Here is an 18,425-nt window from a genome sequence, read left to right as displayed (position 1 = left end):
TATCCCGTGGCCGCAGCCGACGTGGAGGTGGCGCACCACGCACGTGGGGGCGCGGCCTATTCTTCGTGGTGACCGTGTCGTGGGAGAGGGAGGGGACGGTATGCCGGGTACGGACACGTCCGCGGGGCTCCAGATCAGCCTCAACGCTGGCGACCGTCGCTACGACCTCGTCGTGCCCTACGGCGCCCGGGTCACCGACGTCCTCTCGGTCCTCGGCATCGCCTCACGTGCCAACCCCCACGCCATCGCCACACCCAGCGGTCGCGTGCTCGGTCCGCACGACGCGTTCGACGACTCCGTGCCGACCGGCTCGATCCTCAGCGTCGTCCCCGTGACGACGCACGCCGTGACGCGCGACATCCTCAACCTGGACCGGGGCCGAAGCGCGGGAGGAGCACGCTCGAGTGCGCCCGCTGGCTCCGGCGGACGACACCGTGACGAGCCCGCGGCGCCGCTGAGCCGGGAGGTCGACGAGTCGACCCGACGCCGTGGCGAGCCCTCGCCCCAGGACCTGCCGGAGGTCACCGGCCCCCGGTCCGAGCTCACCCGGGTCCGCGAGGTCCGTCGCGGGCCGGTCGGGTCACCGCTGCCCACCACCGCGTCGCAGCTCATCTGGCTCTCTGCCGCGTTCGGCGCGGTCGTCAGCCTCGTCGCCGGCTGGAGCCTGGCTCGCGCAGGCGGTCCACAGGGCGAGCGGCTCACGACGTGGGGCGCCGCCTCGGCCTGGATGCCGACCGTGGCCGCCGGCCTCCTCGCGGCCGGCGCCATCGGGCTCGCGGCGTTGGGCAGCGACCGGGTCCACCGCTTCACCGCCGCGGCGACCGCGCCGGCCCTCGGCCTCGCCGCAGGCCTCACCTTCCCCCTCCCCGACTCCCCCGGGCGCGAGTCGGTCGCCGTGGTCGTCGGCTGTGCCGTCGCCGTGCTCGCCCTGGCGATCACGCGGTCGCGGGTCGAGGTCGACTCACCGGGTGACCGGACCGTCATGTCCGCGATCGGCGGGCTGGGGCTGCTCGTCGGCCTCGGGACCGTCCTCGACTGGCCGGGGCCCTCGATCGCCGCCGTCGTCACCGGTCTCGGCCCCCTGCTCATGCGCCTGCTGCCCACGAGCAGCCTCACGGTCGACGCCAACCAGCTCGTCGACACCGAGCGACTGTCGACGACGATCTGGTCGGTGCGCGAACGAGGGCTCGGGCGGCGCAAGCGCGTCACCCGTGGCGACATGCGGCAGCGGTTCGACGCCGCTCGCGAGATCGTCGCGATCGGCACGGCATACCTGTCCCTCACCACGGCCGTCGGCGGGTGGCTCCTCGTGAGCTCGACACCCGGTGACGCCGTGACGCGCTGGGGTGCCGTGGCCGTCCTCGTCGTGGCCGCGCTCGCGTGCGGCTACCAGTCGCGGTCGGTGCGCGACCGTCTGCCCCGCTACAGCATGCTCGCCGCCTGTGCGTCCCTGCTCCTCGCGGCGGCCCACGCCCTGCTGGCGACCGGCTGGTCCGGCGCCACGCTGGTTCTCTTCCTCGTCGCAACGGCCGTGGCGTGGGTCAGTGTGCTCAGCGCGACCGCGATCGTGCGCGGCTACCGGTCGACCCGCATGTCGCGGTTCGCCGACGCCCTCGAGACGGCGACCGTGGCCCTGTCGCTGCCCCTGGGGATCGTGGCCGCGGGTGGTGTCGAAGCCGTGCGGCGGATGACCTCGGGCTGAGGTCACCCGCCGCGGCCGGTGTGGTGCCGGCTGATGCCGTGCCGGCTGAAGTCGTGCCGGCTGATGCCGCCCCGAGGGCGGCTACTGCCAGACCTGGGGGCTGGCGTCCTCGGTGCCGTCGTACCAGGTCTCCTCGTTCTCGTGCGTGAGGTGATCGACGTCCTGGGAGGTCTCGCGGTCTCCCTTGCGCGAGCCCCCGCCACCGGCCACGCCCGCCGCGCCTGCGCCCGTGCCGCCGCGACCGGGGGCCGCCGCGCCGCGCGCAGCGGGTCCACGACTGCTGGTTCCGCTCCGGGCACCACCCTTGGCGGCCTTGCCCGAACCCGGGACGACGGTGCCCTTGCTGCCGTCGAGCTTGGGCACGCCGTAGCGTCCCGAGCCGCTCGCGCCCTTGACCGCGCTGGTGCGCGAGGCTGAGGCCGCCCGGCCCTGCCCACCACCCGGGATGACCTGTCCGGAGCGTCCGGCCGCCCCGCCGGAGCGTCCGGCCGAGCTGCCGGAGCCGTTGGCGCCGCGGCCGCCGGCGCCCGTCGACCGGCCCTGTGCGCCGCCTGCGGGAACCACTCCGCCACCACGGGTGCCGAACATGCCACCCCCACGGGCACCGAGCAGGCCGCCGAGGCCCGCTGCGCCCGTGCCGATGCCACCGGCTGCGACACCGAGGCCCCCGCCGCCGCCGCCGACCGCGTGGGAGGCCGACGTGGTGCCGGCCGGGCCGGTGCTCACACCTGTCGAGCCGGTGACGTCGCCGTCGGAGCTGATCGGGTCGACGACCTCGGTCTGCGGGCCGGGGCAGCCGATCGAGATGGGTGTCGGCTCCTCGGGGTTGGGGATCGGGATCTGCTCGACGTCCGGGTCCCGGTCGGGGTCGGTGGGGTGCACCTGGAGGCCGGGTCCGACCGGCGAACCGATCTGGTAGCTGGGGCCACCGGACTGCGTGGCCGTCCCGGACGAGTAGTTCGTGCTCGGGCCGGGACCGTTGCTGCTGTAGGGCGTCTCGGACCTGGTTTTGGTCTCGATCGGCATCGTGCCGGTGGCCGTCTGGGTGTCGGCCCCGAGCTGGTCGAGGACACGCTTGGCCGCCTGGTTGCGCTGCTCCCACAGGGCGTCCTCCGCCGCAGCGGCCGCCTCGGCGTCGGGGACGCTGTACTTGGCGCGGTTCTCGGCCGTCGGAAGGTAGGGCGCCGGAAGCCTCGTGTGGTCGGCCGGGTCGACGTAGGTCGAGATGCTGGCCACGTCGGAGTACCACGCGGACCTGGCGTCACCGATGGCCTTGTAGACCTGACCCAGGCTCGTGTCGACGTCCCCGATCTTGCCCGCGTGACCGTCGAGCGTGGAGCCGAGCTTCTCGAGGCTGGACAGCGCGGCCTCGGCGGCAGGACCCTGCCAGCCCCGACCCCCGTCGGACGGCGCCTGGAGCTCGGTCCGCACCTGACGGACGTCCTTGGCGAGGTCCTCGAGCTTCGTCTTGGCCCCGCGCCAGTCCTCCTGCGTCAACCAGATGGTCGACGTGCTCGTCGAGAAGACCTTGAACAGCTCTCGCTCGAAGTGCTTGGCCTTGGGGTTGAGCGTGGGTCCGCCCCCGCCACCGTCAACTAGCGCCATGACTGTGCTCCTTCGTCGTGGCAGCGACCCCATCCGTCGCTGCCGTCGTGTCGTGCGTGTCCTGCGTCTCGTGCGTGTCGTGCGTGTCGTGCGTGTCACGAGGATCTGGGGACGGTGTCGCGCGAGCGGACCCGTCCGGTCCGCCGCCCCTGCGCCGCAGCACGAGGAACAGCGCGGCCAGGACGGCCACGACGGCGAGCCCGCCGACCAGCCACGGGAGGGTGGAGCCCTCACCGGAGGTAGCGTCGTCCTCGCCGGTGTCCGCCGTGGGCGAGCCCGTGGCACCGGAGGTGGCGGACTCCGACGGTGCCGGCGAGCCGCTCGACGAGGTGCTGGGCGAGGCGTCCGCCGACCCCGCCGTTGCCGCCGCGATCTCCTCGGCCGTCGGCTGGACGACCCCCTTGTCGACGACCATCGGGTTGGTGTCAGGGAGGGTGGCCACATCGAGCTTGACCGCATCCGCCGGGGCGAAGATGCCGAACCCGTAGGACTCGGTCTTGCCCGTCGCGGCCGGGAGGTTGCTGCCGACCCGTCGGAACCACGTGAAGTACTTGCCGTCCTTGGCCCGCATACCCACGGCCTGACGGGCCGCCTGGAGCACCTGGTTGCCGGTGGCGTCGGGGTGTGCCGACCAGATCGCGGCCAGACCGCCGGAGGTGATGGCCGTGGCCTGTGACGCACCGTCCCCGAGGACGTCACTGCGCCAACCGGACGAGCCCGACGCACCGGAGACCACCTTGCTCCCGGGTGCTGCGAAGTCGAGCAGCGGGCTCTTGCGCAGGGCGCTGGAGTCGAGGTTGCCCTCGGAGTCGACGTGGGTCACCGTGACGACCCCGTTGCCGATCCCGGGCCAGAAGACGTTGCGGGCGTCGTTGTTGGTGGACCCGACGACGATCGCGCCAGCCCTGTAGGCATCGAGCAGCGCTGCCACGAGCTCCGCGTCGTAGTCCACCGAGAGGCTGATGCTCAGCACCTTGGCGCCGTCCTTGACGGCCTGGCGGATGGCCCGGGCCGTCGCCTCGCCCGACTGGTCGAGTCCCGTGTCGTCGAGGCGGCAACCGTCCCGGTCGCCGTCGGTGGTGCCGGCGTAGAGCACGGCGTAGTGGCGCAGCGTCGCTCGCGGCGCGATCCCCGCCATGCCGCGACCGCCCGCAGCCGTGCCCTTGCCGCTGCCGACGATGAGGGAGGCCATGCTCGTCGCGTGGTCCGCTGCGGCTCCCTTCGCCGTCGAGGACTGGCGGCCGCCGGTCTTCGTCAGGCACTCGGTGCTCGAGGACGCCACCCGACCGTCGAGCTCGGGGACGCTGGGGTCGATCGGCCCGTCGATGACGGCGACCGTGACGCCCTGCCCGGCGCCTGCCCGGTTGAGCTCGTCGACCCCCATCGCGGTCCGCCACCACTGGCCGTCGTCGAGCGGGTCAGCCGTGGCGGCGGGCACGCCGACGAGCGGCACGGCGACGACAGCGCCGGCTGCGGCCGCGCCGAGCACGCGACGGAGGTGGAGCGAGCGGATGGCAGGCATGGTCAGCGGGCGTAGGGCGACTGCGGCTGACCGGCGGTGGCGTCGTAGGTGCTGGTGTCGTCGTCCCCCGAGGCCGGCGGGGTGTCGCTCGTGGGCATCTGGCCCTCGGCCTCGGTGTCGGGGTTCTCGCCGGTCGGGATCTCGCCGCCGTCGCTGCCGGGCTGCCCGGGCTCGCCGGGCGTCGAGGTCTCGGCGGCGTCCGCCGTCTCGGCGGCGGTCTGGGCGGACTCGGTGGACGAGGCCTGCTCGTGGTTGCGCGTGCTCTCGAGCGGGCCGTTCTCCCAGCGCTGCCACAGCTCGACGAACGCGGCCCCCGCCTGGTCGTCCCGGCCCTTCATCTGCTGCGCCGACGTGCGGATGCCCTGGGCGACGGCCTCGAGGTCGGCCTTGGCCCCTCGCATGGTCTCGAGGTAGATCGTGCGGACCTCCTCGAACACCGAGCCGTACGAGGCGAGCACGGGGAGGTCACCGAAGGAGCTCTTGTCCGCGAGCGCGTCGCGGATCTTCTTGACGCCCTCGGTGGCGTCGGTGTCCCACTTGGTCTGCCTGGTGTTGGCCAAGGTGGTCATCGTCTCGGTCGGGTACTCGACCTCGTTCTCGCCTGCCACGGCTGCTTCCTCCCCTGAACGTTCTGCGTCACTTCTGATGCTGCGTCACCCGGTCGCCGCGCCACGACGACGTCTCACCACGACGACGTCTCACCACGACCTCGTCGCAACGCGACCCGTGCCGGCACCCCGGTGTCGGGGTGCCGGCACGACCTGTCACGTCATGACCTGGAGGTCAGGACCAGCTGTTCTTGTTGCGGAGCTCACCGGCGAGGTAGGCCTCCTTGGACTGCTCGACGGCCTTCTTGATGTCGAGAAGCAGCTCGTTGAGGTCCTGGACCTCGGTGCCCCACTTGCGCTTGACGTCCTCGAACGCACCCTTGGCGCCGGCTTCCCACTCGCCCATGTGCGGACGCAGGTCGCTCTCCATGTCCGAAACCTTGGTCTTGAGGTCGTTGACGCCCTTGACCATGTCGCCGATCAGCGTGTCGAGACCGCCGCTGCCGACCTTGATGTTCTGGCCACCCATCACTTGCCCCCCATCTGCGAGCTGTACTTGCTGAGCAGGTCGGACGACATCTGGTCGTCGGACGTGTACTGCTTGTCATTGCTGACGAGGTTCTCGCGGAAGTGGTCGAGGATGTCGACCAGGTCCTGAGCCTGCGTCGTCCAGGCCACCTGGACGTTCTGGAAGGCGCCGGCACCGGCACCCTCCCAGTGAGCCTTCACCTGCTCCATCTGCCCCTGCAGCGTGCTGAGCCTCTGCTTGAGGTCCGAGCGCGCCTGGTCGACGATCTGGGCGCTCTTGCCGATGGCGCCGGCGCCGACCTTGATGTTCTGGCTTCCCATGTCACTTCCCTTCTCTCCTGGTCCCAAGGACCGAGCGGTAGGTCCTCCCGACCACTCATGGTGGTTGGACCCCGGCTTTCGCGTCCCCCGAAGTCCTGACAGGGATGACCATACGGGGGCACTTGCCGGTCGCCAATGGGGAGAACTCCCCGTCTATGCTCGGGTGCGTTCTCCGCCTGGGTGGAGGAGCCAGAGGTCATGCACGTTCGGGGAGGAACACTCGTGAGCCAGAGCACGGCGGCGTCGCTCGTCCGGCTGTCCGTGTCGTCGGGGACCAGGCGCGCGGACCTCGGCATCCCCGCGTCGATCCCGGTGGCGGAGATCATCCCGGACCTCGCGCGCGAGCTCGGCGTGCTCGAACCGCACTCTGCGAGCCTCGGCTACCGGCTGCTGCGCGCAGACGGTTCCCTCGTCGACAGCGACAGAAGCCTTGCGGCACAGGGCATCGAGGACGGCTCCGTGCTCGCACTCGAGCCCAACCGCCCTGACGGCGACAAGGTCTACGACGACGTCGTCGAGGCCGTGGCCGACCTCGTCGAGACGCAGTTCACCCCGTGGACCGCAGCCAACAGCGCCGGCACCGCGGTCGGCGCGTCGGTCGTCCTCTTCCTCGCCGCGGCCTACGCGCTCTTCACCGCCCGAGACAGCGGCGTCCTCATCGCCGCGCTCGCCGGCGTGTGCGCCCTGCTCCTCGTCGGCGCCGCCGCCGTCCTCGGTCACGTCCGCAAGCAGCCGTCCGCTGCGGTCGCGCTCGCCCTCACCGGGGTCGTGTATGCCGGGGTCGCCGGTTTCGCGGCCGTGCCCGACGCACCGCTCTGGGGCGAGGGCCTGCTGTATGCCGGTGCCGGTGCCGCGGCGGTCGGCGTCCTCGACGCGGTGGCCGTGACGCGCCACCACCTGCTCGTCGGGGCGACGGCGGCGGTGGGCCTGGCGATGGTGGCCCTCGGCGGCCTGAGCCACTTCGTCGGGTGGAGCCTCACGACGGTCGCCGCCGCGACGTTCCTCGTCGCTGCCCTCGTCGGCAACGTCCTGCCCTGGGTGGGCCTCTCCACGAGCCGTCTCACCACGCACCCGCCGAAGTCGGACCTGGAGATCTTCGAGGACGTCCCGGAGGTCGAGCGCGAGGAGGTGCGCCGTCAGGTCGCCGCCGGCCACGAGCTCATGGTCGCTCTGGGCGTGGCCAGCTCCGCGGTGATGATCCTGTGCACGCCCCAGCTCGTCGCCGCCGGCGCGTCGGGCGCCCTGCTGGCCTTCGTGGGCTTCGTCGCCACGCTCCTGCGGACGCGGCACAGCCGGACCCGCACCACCGTGCTCATCGCGATGATCGGAGGCATCACCGGCCTGGCCGTCGCGTCCGTCTCGGCGGCGCACAACCACCCGGACTGGCGCCCGCTGCTGGCGCTCGGGCTGGCCGGTGCGGCGGCCGTCGTCGTGGCCCTGGCTCTCGTGCTTCCGCGCACGAGGGTCCAGCTCGGCCGGATCGCCGACGCCGTCGAGGGCGTGGCCCTGGTCTCCCTCTTCCCGCTCGCGGCCTTCGCCGTCGGCCTCCTCTGAGGCTCGTCGGTGGCCACCAAGAAGGACCTCGTCGAGGCCCAGTCGTTCAGCAAGCGGCGGCTCACCACCGCCTTCGTCAGCGGCAGTCCGGGCGGCCGCGAGGTCGAGCCGCACCGCCCGATGAAGGCCGTCATCGGTGGGCTCGCGCTGACTGTCGTCCTCGTGCTCGGGAGCATGGCCTTCGGCTGGCTCAAGGGATCGCTCCCCCAGGACTGGGGCGACAACAAGCTCGTCATCGCCAAGACCAGCGGCGCGCGCTACATCTCCATCAAGGAGACGCTCCACCCTGTGCTCAACACCACGAGCGCCCGGCTGCTCATCCCGGCGGGCGGCTTCGAGGTCATCACCGTCGCGGACGACAAGCTCGCCAAGCAGAAGCGCGGGTCCACGATCGGCATCCTCGGCGCTCCCGACTCGCTCACCCCGCCCGACGCCCTGACCAACAGCGGCTGGGTGTCCTGCCTCGCCCCCGAGGGCGGCGTGGCCACGGCCGTGGGCGCCTCGGCCAGGAGCACCCCCGCCGTGGCCGGCGCCACCATCGTGACGACGGGCAAGCAGACGTTCGTTGTCGCCGGCGGGATGCGCTACCCCGTGGCCGCGGCCAACCTCTCCGCGGTCATGCTCGCGCTCGGACTCGACGGCCAGCCCCCTCAGGCCGCGCCGGCGGTGTGGACCAACCTCTTCGCGCTCGGTCCCGCCCTCGGTCCGCTGCGCCTCGACGAGTTCGGCAAGCCCTCGCCGGGGCTACCGCCGGGTGCGACAGTCGGCAGCGTCCTCGCCGTCGCCAACGCCGGCCAGCAGGCGCGTCGCTACCTCGTCAATGCGGCCGGCGAGCTCGAGCCGCTGCCCGACGTCGCCCATGCGCTCTACCGGATCGGCTCCGGCAGCACGACGGAGGACCTGTCGGTGACCCCGGCACAGGTCACCCAGCTGCGGGTCCGCCCCCAGCGGGTTGCTCCCCCTGCCTGGCCCACGGCGCTGCCCACCCCCGTCACCGAGGCACCGTGCGCGACCCTCACCACCTCACGCGGCAGCGAGCCCAGGGTCGACCTCTCGACCTCGACCTCGGTCCGCCCGGAGGCCGGCGTCACCAAGGCCACCGTGGACCTCGGCACCGGTGCCCTCGTGCGCGCCGTCGGGGCCGGGTCCCCCAGTGCCGGACCGCTGCTCGCCATCGACCAGACCGGCACCTCGTACGCCATCGACGGCTCGACCCCCGACCTCCTCCAGCGGTTGGGCTACCAGCCCGAGGACGTCGCGCCGGTCCCCCAGGCCTGGTCCGAGCTCTTCCGCACCGGGCCCGAGCTCAGCGTCGAGGCCGCGCAGACCACCGTGGCCGCCGCGTCGTGATGCGCCGCCGCGTCACGACTGCCGCCGGGGCGCTCGGCCTCGTCGTGAGCAGCCTCGTCGTGCCGGCGGCGACGCCGCCCGCGCAGGCCGAGGTGCGGGAGTGCACCGAGGGCGTCACCCGCTACGTGCCACAGGAGCCACCGGCGATCGCCCGGCTCGGGGCACGGACGGCCTGGTCGGTCGCCACCGGCACCGGTGTGGTCGTCGCCGTCGTCGACTCCGGCGTCGCCGCCGACAACGTCCACTTCCCCCGGGGCACGGTCCTGCCCGGCAGGAGCTTTGTCGGCGGCCCCGCCACGACCGACGAGTCCGGTCACGGGACGGCCATCGCCGGCATCATCGCCGCGCGTGACATCGGCGAGAGGTCCGGAGTCGTGGGCATCGCCCCCGGCGCCAGCATCCTCCCGGTCAAGATCACCGGCGGCGAGGACGGGGGCGACGAGGAGGAGCAGCGGTCGGCCAACCTGGCCAAGGGCATCTCCTACGCGGTGTCGGCCGGTGCCGACGTCATCAACCTGTCGCTGTCGACGACCGCGGACCGCGCCGACATCCGGTCGGCCGTGGCCGCCGCGGTGCGCGCCGGGGTCGTCGTCGTCGCCTCCGCCGGCAACCGCGAGCAGGCCGCCGACGCCAAGGACGGCCTGCGCTACCCGGCCGCCTACCCCGGCGTCATCGGGGTCTCCGCGACCAACGCCGCCGACGTCGTCACCGCCAACTCCATCCGCGGTCCGCAGGTCGACCTGGCCGCACCCGGCGACACCATCATCTCCACCTACCGGTCCTGGGGTGACTGCGTGTTCTCCCAGGAGCAGCAGTCGAGCAGCTACGCGACCGCCTACGTCGCGGGCGCCGCCGCCCTGTTGCGGCAGGAGCTCCCGGCCGCCTCCCCCGCGGTCATCGCCCACCGGCTCGAGGCCACCGCCTCCCGCGGCTCCCGCACGGTCCGCAACGACGCGGCCGGTTGGGGAGTCGTCCAGCCCTACGAGGCCATGACCGCGGTGCTCGACGAGACGGTCTCGGGCCCGGTCGCGCCGGGTGGGGTCGCCCGGCCCACCCCACCGCCGCAGGTCTCCGCCATCGACCTCACCCCCGCATCGGATCCTCGGGCACCGGACCGCAGCGCGGTCCTCTGGCTCCTCCTCGGGGTCGGGGGCGCGGTGCTCGCGCTCGGCATGGCACGGATGCTGCGCACGGCTCCCCGGTCCTGAGGCAACGGCCCTCGGCGCGCGACGCGAGGACGCATCGCCCCGGTGGGCGCGGGTCCCACGCTCTGCGTGGGCCGGCATACGGCAGCGGGGAACCCAATTGGGACGGCGGGTGAGGTTCTGGGAGAATCGCGCGCATGTCTGCTGACCTCACGCCATCTCGCGCTGCCACGATTCCGGAGCGCCCCTCGCTGGACGGCCTCGAGGACAAGTGGGGACAGGTATGGGCGGAGCAGCAGACCTACGCCTTCGACCGTGAGGCCGCGCTGGCCGGCCCCCGCTCGCAGGTGTTCTCGATCGACACTCCCCCTCCGACCGCGTCGGGCAGCCTGCACATGGGCCACGTGTTCTCCTACACGCACACCGACTGCATGGCCCGCTACAAGCGGATGGCCGGCTTCAACGTCTTCTACCCGATCGGCTGGGACGACAACGGCCTGCCGACAGAGAAGCGCGTGCAGAACTACTACGGCGTGCGCGGCGACGCCTCGCTGCCCCACGACCCGTCGTTCGTGCCGCCCCACCGCGGCGACGCCAAGAGCCTGCGCGCCGGCGACGCGATGCCGATCTCGCGCCAGAACTTCATCGAGCTCTGCGACGAGCTGACCGTCGAGGACGAGAAGGCGTTCGAGTCGCTCTTCCGGCGCCTGGGGCAGTCGTTCGACTGGGGGATCTCCTACCGCACGATCGACGACCACTCGCGGGCGACGGCCCAGCAGGCGTTCCTGCGCAACCTCGCTCGCGGCGAGGCGTACCAGGCCGAGGCCCCTGGCCTCTGGGACGTCACCTTCCAGACGGCGGTCGCGCAGGCCGAGCTCGAGGCGCGTGACTACCCGGGCGCGTTCCACCGGGTCGCCTTCCACGGACCCCAAGGTCCGATCCACATCGAGACCACCCGTCCCGAGCTCATTCCCTCGGTCGTCGCGCTCATCGCCCACCCCGACGACGAGCGGTATGCCGGCCTGTTCGGTTCCACGGTCCGCTCACCGTTGTTCGGCGTCGAGGTCCCCGTGGTGGCGCACCCCCTGGCCGAGATCGACAAGGGCTCCGGGATCCTCATGTGCTGCACCTTCGGTGACCTCACCGACGTCATCTGGTGGCGCGAGCTGCAGCTGCCCACCCGGTCAGTGATCACCCGCCAGGGACGCGTGCAGACCGAGACGCCGGAGTGGATCGCCGGCGGGCCGGGCGCCGAGCTCTTCGGCGAGCTCGCCGGCAAGACCGTGCACTCCGCCCGCGAGCTCGTCGTCGCCGCCCTGCGCGCGTCGGGCGACCTCGACGGCGAGCCCAAGGCGACCCAGCGCAAGGCCAACTTCTACGAGCGCGGCGAGAAGCCGCTCGAGATCGTCACCTCGCGCCAGTGGTACATCCGCAACGGCGGTCGCGACGCCGACCTCAACGAGAAGCTCATCGGGCAGGGCCAGTCGATCGACTTCCACCCGACGTTCATGCGGTCCCGCTACGCCAACTGGGTCGCGGGCCTCAACGGCGACTGGCTCGTCTCGCGTCAGCGGTTCTTCGGTGTGCCGATCCCGGTCTGGTACCCCCTCGACGCCGAGGGCGAGCCGGTGTGGGACTCCCCCATCGTGCCGACCGAGGAGTCGCTGCCGATCGACCCCGTGTCGCAGGCGCCCGAGGGCTACGACGAGTCCCAGCGCGGCCAGGCCGGTGGCTTCATCGGTGACCCCGACGTGCTCGACACCTGGGCGACGTCGTCCCTCTCGCCGCAGATCGCCGGTGGCTGGCGAAGCGTCGACGAGTCCGGTGCCGTGACGACGGACCCGGTGTTCGCCAAGGTCTTCCCGATGGACGTGCGCCCCCAGGGCCACGACATCATCCGCACCTGGCTGTTCGCGACCGTCGTGCGCGCCTTCTTCGAGCACGGCACGGTGCCGTGGACCCACGCCGCGATCAGCGGCTGGATCCTCGACCCCGACCGCAAGAAGATGAGCAAGTCCAAGGGCAACGTCGTCACCCCCGAGGACGTCCTGCGCGAGCACTCCGCCGACGCCGTCCGATACTGGGCCGCCTCGGGTCGCCTCGGCACCGACGCCGCCTACGACGTCGGCCAGATGAAGGTTGGCCGCCGCCTGGCGATCAAGGTCCTCAACGCCTCGAAGTTCGCGCTCTCGTTCGGTGAGGTGGACGGCGACGGCGACCTTGCGGCGCAGGTGACCAACCCGCTCGACCGGGCGCTGCTCGCCGGGCTGCGCGAGGTCGTCGAGAAGGCCACGGCCGGCTTCGAGTCGTGGGACTACACCCGCTCGCTCGAGGCCACCGAGACCTTCTTCTGGACCTTCTGCGACGACTACCTCGAGCTCGTCAAGGACCGTGCCTACGGCTCCCAGGGTGACGCGGAGGCCGCGTCGGCCCGGGCGACCCTGCGGATCGCCCTCGACGTCGTCCTCCGGCTGCTCGCGCCGTTCCTCCCCTACGCCACCGAGGAGGCGTGGTCGTGGTGGCACGACGGCTCGGTGCACCTCACCACCTGGCCGACCGTCGACGAGGTCGCGGTCGCCGACGACGACGTCGACCCGGGCATGCTCGCCGCGGTGGGCGCGGCACTGGCGACCGTGCGCAAGAGCAAGTCCGAGGCCAAGCTGTCGATGCGGGCTGAGGTCGCGCGGATCACGCTCACCGGTCCCGAGGCCCTGCTCGACCACGTCCGCGCGGGCGAGGGCGACCTGCGCTCGGCCGGTAAGATCACCGGCCCCCTCGACCTCGTCGCCGGCGACGCGTGGGGAGCCCGGGACGTCGAGCTCATCCCGGTGGAGAAGCCGAAGCCCCAGCAGTGACCACGGCGACACCGACGACGCCCACGAGCCGCCGGCGACTCGAGCCGGCAGCGGCAGCCGCATTCGCGACATACGGGGTCGTCGGTGTCGCCCACCTCGTCGGGGCTGGCCCTCATCACGCTGGGCGTGCTGCGCAAGGACGCGTCAGGCGTTCGAGGGTGCCCGTACGCCGCTCATCGACCGCTTCGCCGCCCAGGCACGGATCCTCCGGTGCCCGGTGGGCTGCACGACGAACCACGGCACGTCCCAGCCGCTGAGCCCCATGCGGTGCTCGACCACGGTGTCGCGCCGGAGGTGACCGACCCTGCCCGTGCCGGGGTCGTAGACGTCGAGGACCCGGTCGCCGTCGCCGGGCAGGACGAGCACGACGTGGCGCGGCAGCCGGGCGTTGCCGACGTAGAGGAGCCCCGGCTCACCCTCGGCGACGACGTCGACGAGACGCTCGAAGGCGCTGCGCAGCCCGGACCCCGACAGCGCGCGCACCGCGTCCACGTCGTAGAGCGTCCCGGTGGTGGCGGCGCCGTACTCGAGCTCGCGCTTGGCTCCCCACGGTGGCGTCCCCAGCGCGCGGGGCCACGGCACACCCACCCTTCCCGGACCGGTGAACATCCCGTTGGTGCGGCGCATGACGACCCGCTCGTATGCCGCGAAGCGCTCCGCCTCCGTGTCGCCCGCCGGGGAGCCCGGCGGGTTGGGAGTGCCGGTGCGCACCCAGCTGGCGAAGACCGGGTCGACGAGCATCCGCGCGACGGTGAGGCACGCCGACCCGCACGTCACCGGCGACTGCTGGACCGGTCCGGTGTCGCCGGCACGAAGTCGGAAGGGGGTGGCCACGTGGCCCACCTTGCCGGTTCCTCCTCCGCTCCGCCACCCCCCTCTCGAACGTGTCCTCACGGGTCGGTTCTCCGTCCACGGCCGACCCGCGAGGCATAGGGTCACGTCCCATGGGGCGACGGACATGGGCGTGGGCGGCAGGTGCCGCCACCACCCTCCTGCTCGCCGCCTGGGTCTCTGGCGCCGGGCCCATCGCGGCCTTCACCACACCCGGGCTCAGTCCCCCCACCGACGAGGAGTTCGGCGAGCTCGTGGAACCCGGAACCGGTGACCGCCGCACCACCGGCAACGAGCGGGTGAGGCGGGTCGAGGACAACGAGCTCATCGCGAACGTCGTCGCCTGGACGTTGCGGGTGGTCCTCGTCGCCATCGTCGTCGTCATCGTCGCCCTCGTCGTCCGAGCGGTCCTGCGACAGCTGCGCCGCGACCCCGTCACGCCCAAGGACGAGGTCGCCGCCCCCGTCCTGCCCGACGTCCTCCTCGCCGGCGTCCGCGAGAGCGAGGCGCACCTCGACCGAGGGACCTCGAGCGAGGCGGTGATCAACGCCTGGCTCACGCTCGAACGCACGGCCGGGGAGGTCGGCATCGACGACGACCTCTCGCGCACGCCGACCGAGCTCGTCGCCGCGGTGCTCGCCGACTACGACGTCGACCGTCCCGCCATCCAACGGTTGGCCAACCTCTACCGTGAGGCGCGCTTCTCGGCCCACGAGATCGGCGAGGGGCAGCGCGAGGCCGCCCGCGAGGCGCTGCGGTCGGTGCGCGAGGACCTCATGCGGCCCCTGCGCGCCATGGGTGGGAGCGCGCCACGGTGAGGCAGCGGCTCGTCGCGCTGGTGCGTGGGAACGAGGTCGCGGCCGCCGTCGGCGCGGCGGCGCTGCTCGGTGTGCTCGTGTCGCTCGTCCCCGTCCTCGACCGCGTCCTCCTGCTCGCCGCGTCCACGGCGCTGCTGCTGGCCGTGTCCGCCCTGGCCATCTGGCTCGTCCGCGCCCACCGAGAGGTCGAGTGGACGACGAGTGCCGGCACGCCCGAGCGGGTGCGGGGCAGCGACCGGCGGGTCACCGCTCTGACCCGGACCCTCGACGCTGCAGTGGCCGGCGACGCCGTCGCGCGCGCGGACGTGCATCGGCTCCTCCGGTCCGCGGCCGAGGCGCAGCTGACCCGCCGAGGGCTCCCGCCCGACCCGGCCGACGACACGGCAAGAGCCGCGCTGGGACCGGAGCTGACGGCATACGTGACCTCTGCGAACCCGCGCCCGGTGACCACCGGCGAGCTCGCATCGTTCATCACCACCCTCGAGGAGCACTGAGTGACCGACAACCCCACCCTGCGCGAGGTCAGTGACCACTGCGCCCGGATCCTCTCGGCGGTCGAGCAGGCCGTCGTGGGCAAGCGCGAGAGCCTCGAGATCGTCCTCGCGGGCCTGCTCTCGGGCGGCCACGTGCTCATGGAGGACTTCCCCGGCCTCGGCAAGACCCTGGCGGCGCGGTCGTTCGCGCAGGCGCTCGGGATCGACTTCGCCCGTGCGCAGTTCACGCCCGACCTGCTGCCCAGCGACCTCACCGGCGCGTTCATCTACGACCAGCGGACGCACGAGTTCGTCTTCCGGCGGGGGCCGCTGTTCACCCAGCTGCTCCTCGCCGACGAGATCAACCGCACCCCGCCCAAGACGCAGGCCGCGCTGCTCGAGGCGATGCAGGAGGGGCAGATCACCGTCGAGGGCGAGACGTTCGCGCTCGACCGGCCCTTCCACGTGCTCGCGACCGCGAACCCGGTCGAGTACGAAGGCACCTACCCCCTGCCCGAGGCCCAGCTCGACCGGTTCCTCCTCCGGGTCTCGTTCGGCTACCCCGGCTCGGGCGACGAGTGGGAGGTCCTCCGCCGCCGGATCGACCGCCGCCAGGAGGCGCAGACGGTCACCGCCGTCACCGACGCCGCCGGGTTCGTCGAGATGCAACGCACCGTCGAGACCGTCACCATCGACGAGAGCGTGGGTCGCTACTGCGTGCGCCTCGCCGCCGCGACCCGCTCGCACGCGAGTCTCGTCCTCGGCGCTTCTCCCCGCGGCTCACTCGCGCTCATGCTCGCAAGCCGCGCGTATGCCGTGATCCGCGGTCGCGACTACGTCACCCCCGAGGACGTCAAGGCGGTGGCCCACGCCGCGCTGGACCACCGTGTCACCGTCCGGCCCGAGCTGTGGATCAACGACGTCACGGCCGAGAGCGTCGTGAGCTCGATCCTCTCGTCGGTGCCGACGCCCTCCCCGACCGAGGGCGAGAGGCGCACCGGGTTCGAGGGACCGTGAGCCAGACACCCCTCGCCGTCCCGGAGGCGCCCGAGGGCTCTGCACTCTCGGCCCGGTGGCGACCCACGCCGGCGCACGCCCGCGCGATCGTCGTGGGTCTCCTGCTCCTCGGGGTGGGAGCGATCATGCGCCGTCCCGACGCGGTCGCTCTCGGGACCCCGCTCGCCGTCGTCGCCGTCTGGTCGCAGCTGCGCCGGCCCACCGCGTCGCCGGTGATGCACGCCTGGCTGCGCCACTCGGTCCTGCGTGAGGGACAGACGACCGCGTGGACGGCGACGATCGAGCCCGGCCCGGGCGTCGAGGACGTCGGGATGGTGGTCACCGAGACCGACTTCACGCGCTACACCCCGGCGAGCCAGTCGGTGGCCGTGGGCGGCGTCGCCGGTGCCGGTGCGGGCGCCAGCACCGGCGCCGGCGCCGGCGAGGTGGGTGGTGGCAGCGGGGCCGACGGCGGCGGCGGTGTGGGCGGTGCCGATCGGCAGCTCGACATCGCGTGCCAGAGCACCCGCTGGGGCCTGCGGCGGCTCGGCCCGGCCACGTGTGCCGTGAGCGGTCCCTTCGGTGCCCACGTGTGGCAGCCGGGACCCGTGGATGCCCCACCCGTGCCCACGGTTCCGCTTCCCGAGGCGTTCTCCGCTCGCAGCCCCGCGCCCGACCCCGACGGCCTCGTCGGACGCAGCCGCTCCCGGCACCACGGCGACGGCAGCGAGCTCGCCGACGTCCGTGCCTTCCGGTTCGGTGACCGGCTCCGGCGGATCCACTGGCCCGTGTCGGTACGCACCGGCGAGCTGCACGTCACGACGACCTACGCCGACGAGGACAGCGAGATCCTGCTCCTCGTCGACGCCATGCAGGACCTCGGCCGCAGCACCGGCTTCGAGGGCGAGGGCAGCAGCCTCGACAACGGCGTGCGAGCCGCCGCAGCCGTCGCCGAGCACTACCTGCGGGCCGGCGACCGCGTGGGCCTCCAGGTCCTCGGCGCGCACCAGAGCCCACGGCTCGCACCCGGACTGGGCACCAACCAGCTCCGCCGCATCCTCGACCTCCTGGCCCGCGTGCGGGTCGCCGACGGTGGCGTCGTCGACGAGAAGCGGCTGCGCGGGCAGCTGCTGCATCCCGTCTCGGCCGGCACGCTCGTCGTCTTCCTCACCCCGGCGGTCTCCGTGCAGGTGCTCGCCCACGCCGCCCAGCTGGCTCGTCGCGGAACCTCGACGATCGTCGTCGACACGCTGCCCCGCGCCATGACCACGGGCGACCTCACCGACGAGCAGCTCGCCGGTCTCGTTCCGGAGCAGTCGGTCTCGCCCTCGGCCCGCCTCGCGTGGCGCCTCCGCCTGCTCGAGCGCTCCCGCGAGGTGGCCCGGACCAGGCTCAGCGGCGTGCCGATCGTGCCGTGGGTGGGGCCGGGAACCCTCGACCTCGTCATGCGCGACATCGCGCGCCAGCGCCGCTCCCCCAGGGTCGTGACCCGATGAGGTCACCCTCGCAGAACGTCCTACGAGCGCTCATCGGAGGCGTGTCCGTCGGGCTCGCCCTGCTCACCGTGCTCGTCGGCCCACTCGGGTCGATCGCCGCCGCCTTCGTCCTCATCGTCCTCACGCCGTTCGTCGTAATCGACCCCGCCTCTCGCCTCACCGCGCTGCTCATCGCGCTGCATGGAGTGCACTGGCTCATGAGCAACTCCGTCCCCGACGGCTGGCGCGACTGGGCGCTGACGTTCCTCGTGGCGGTGGGCCTCCTGACGATCCACCTCGCTGCTGCGCTGTCGACGGCGCTGCCCGCAGCGGCACCCGTGCCGCGTGCCAGCGTGCGGCGCTGGCTGCGCCGAGGTGCGGCCGTCATCGGCCTCTCCGTGCCGGTGTGGGCACTGCTCGCCTCCCAGACGGTGTCCCGCCCGGAGGGCGATCCGGTCGTCACCTTTGCGGCCCTCGCGGCCCTGGCGGCGCTGGGCCTGGCCCTGTGGCTCTCCCTCGTTGAGCCCTCGGGGCAGCGCAAGGACCGGTGACCCGGGCGCGCGGGGTGGGCGGACGGCATACGGGCGGGGGCCTGTGGGCGGACGGCATACGGGCTGGGAGCCTCGGCGGCGATCGCGCCGACGGCCCCGTGCCGGTCGAGCGTGAGCCGTATGCCGTCGAGCGCCCCGAGCAGAGCACGCC

The 18,425-nt window shown here is 72.9% G+C and carries 16 protein-coding genes; 10 read left to right on the top strand and 6 right to left on the bottom strand.

Going from position 1 to position 18,425, the window contains the following annotated elements:
- Nucleotides 1-100: 100 nt before the first annotated feature.
- Nucleotides 101-1,702, top strand: coding sequence for a hypothetical protein (locus LL946_RS14395; RefSeq protein ID WP_404381782.1), 1,602 nt, complete (start codon nucleotides 101-103; stop codon nucleotides 1,700-1,702).
- 81 nt (nucleotides 1,703-1,783) lie between these two features.
- Here the strand turns inward: LL946_RS14395 and LL946_RS14390 are convergent, their stop codons facing one another.
- From LL946_RS14390 to LL946_RS14370, 5 genes are all read right to left on the bottom strand, one after another.
- Complete coding sequence (locus LL946_RS14390; RefSeq protein WP_404381780.1) at nucleotides 1,784-3,307, bottom strand: hypothetical protein; 1,524 nt, start codon at nucleotides 3,305-3,307, stop codon at nucleotides 1,784-1,786.
- Nucleotides 3,294-4,829: a S8 family peptidase gene (locus LL946_RS14385; protein ID WP_404381778.1), complete on the bottom strand. Its 1,536-nt coding sequence runs from the start codon at nucleotides 4,827-4,829 to the stop codon at nucleotides 3,294-3,296. The genes LL946_RS14390 and LL946_RS14385 overlap by 14 nt, the downstream gene beginning before the upstream one ends.
- A 2-nt stretch (nucleotides 4,830-4,831) precedes the next feature.
- Nucleotides 4,832-5,437, bottom strand: coding sequence for a hypothetical protein (locus LL946_RS14380; protein ID WP_404381776.1), 606 nt, complete (start codon nucleotides 5,435-5,437; stop codon nucleotides 4,832-4,834).
- A 175-nt stretch (nucleotides 5,438-5,612) separates the two neighbouring features.
- Nucleotides 5,613-5,906 (bottom strand): WXG100 family type VII secretion target, encoded by a 294-nt coding sequence (locus tag LL946_RS14375; protein WP_404381774.1) that lies wholly within the window; start codon nucleotides 5,904-5,906, stop codon nucleotides 5,613-5,615.
- A complete protein-coding gene (locus LL946_RS14370) occupies nucleotides 5,906-6,226 on the bottom strand; it encodes a WXG100 family type VII secretion target (protein WP_404381772.1) in 321 nt (106 codons plus the stop codon). Before LL946_RS14370 ends, LL946_RS14375 begins: the two co-directional genes overlap by 1 nt.
- Before the next feature lie 222 nt (nucleotides 6,227-6,448).
- Here LL946_RS14370 and eccD point away from each other — a divergent pair, with 222 nt between their 5' ends.
- From eccD to valS, 4 genes are all read left to right on the top strand, one after another.
- Nucleotides 6,449-7,780, top strand: a complete 1,332-nt coding sequence (eccD, locus tag LL946_RS14365) for a type VII secretion integral membrane protein EccD (protein ID WP_404381770.1) — start codon at nucleotides 6,449-6,451, stop codon at nucleotides 7,778-7,780.
- Between the two features lie 9 nt (nucleotides 7,781-7,789).
- Nucleotides 7,790-9,130: a type VII secretion protein EccB gene (gene eccB, locus LL946_RS14360; protein WP_404381768.1), complete on the top strand. Its 1,341-nt coding sequence runs from the start codon at nucleotides 7,790-7,792 to the stop codon at nucleotides 9,128-9,130.
- Nucleotides 9,130-10,338, top strand: a complete 1,209-nt coding sequence (locus LL946_RS14355) for a S8 family serine peptidase (RefSeq protein WP_404386915.1) — start codon at nucleotides 9,130-9,132, stop codon at nucleotides 10,336-10,338. The genes eccB and LL946_RS14355 overlap by 1 nt, the downstream gene beginning before the upstream one ends.
- 134 nt (nucleotides 10,339-10,472) lie before the next feature.
- Complete coding sequence (gene valS / locus LL946_RS14350) at nucleotides 10,473-13,130, top strand: valine--tRNA ligase (protein WP_404381766.1); 2,658 nt, start codon at nucleotides 10,473-10,475, stop codon at nucleotides 13,128-13,130.
- A gap of 144 nt (nucleotides 13,131-13,274) precedes the next feature.
- Here the strand turns inward: valS and LL946_RS14345 are convergent, their stop codons facing one another.
- The gene (locus LL946_RS14345; RefSeq protein WP_404381764.1) at nucleotides 13,275-13,964 is read right to left on the bottom strand and encodes a hypothetical protein; all 690 of its coding nucleotides are present in this window, start codon (nucleotides 13,962-13,964) and stop codon (nucleotides 13,275-13,277) included.
- Between the two features lie 110 nt (nucleotides 13,965-14,074).
- On the opposite strand from LL946_RS14345, the gene LL946_RS14340 reads away from it, so the two are divergent.
- The 5 genes from LL946_RS14340 to LL946_RS14320 are packed head-to-tail and all read left to right on the top strand — an operon-like array spanning nucleotide 14,075 to nucleotide 18,274.
- Nucleotides 14,075-14,779, top strand: a complete 705-nt coding sequence (locus LL946_RS14340; RefSeq protein WP_404381762.1) for a DUF4129 domain-containing protein — start codon at nucleotides 14,075-14,077, stop codon at nucleotides 14,777-14,779.
- Nucleotides 14,776-15,273: a hypothetical protein gene (locus LL946_RS14335; protein ID WP_404381760.1), complete on the top strand. Its 498-nt coding sequence runs from the start codon at nucleotides 14,776-14,778 to the stop codon at nucleotides 15,271-15,273. Before LL946_RS14340 ends, LL946_RS14335 begins: the two co-directional genes overlap by 4 nt.
- Nucleotides 15,274-16,269, top strand: coding sequence for an AAA family ATPase (locus tag LL946_RS14330; protein WP_404381758.1), 996 nt, complete (start codon nucleotides 15,274-15,276; stop codon nucleotides 16,267-16,269).
- Nucleotides 16,266-17,744 carry a DUF58 domain-containing protein gene (locus tag LL946_RS14325; RefSeq protein ID WP_404381756.1) on the top strand — a complete coding sequence of 493 codons (1,479 nt, stop codon included), beginning with the start codon at nucleotides 16,266-16,268 and terminating at the stop codon, nucleotides 17,742-17,744. Before LL946_RS14330 ends, LL946_RS14325 begins: the two co-directional genes overlap by 4 nt.
- Nucleotides 17,741-18,274 carry a hypothetical protein gene (locus tag LL946_RS14320; protein ID WP_404381754.1) on the top strand — a complete coding sequence of 178 codons (534 nt, stop codon included), beginning with the start codon at nucleotides 17,741-17,743 and terminating at the stop codon, nucleotides 18,272-18,274. Before LL946_RS14325 ends, LL946_RS14320 begins: the two co-directional genes overlap by 4 nt.
- The last annotated feature ends 151 nt before the right edge of the window (nucleotides 18,275-18,425 follow it).

Source organism: Knoellia locipacati (assembly GCF_044791685.1).
Lineage (GTDB): Bacteria > Actinomycetota > Actinomycetes > Actinomycetales > Dermatophilaceae > Knoellia > Knoellia locipacati_A.
The sequence above is the reverse complement of the archived record's forward strand: the minus strand, read 5'-3'. Positions and strand labels throughout refer to the sequence as shown.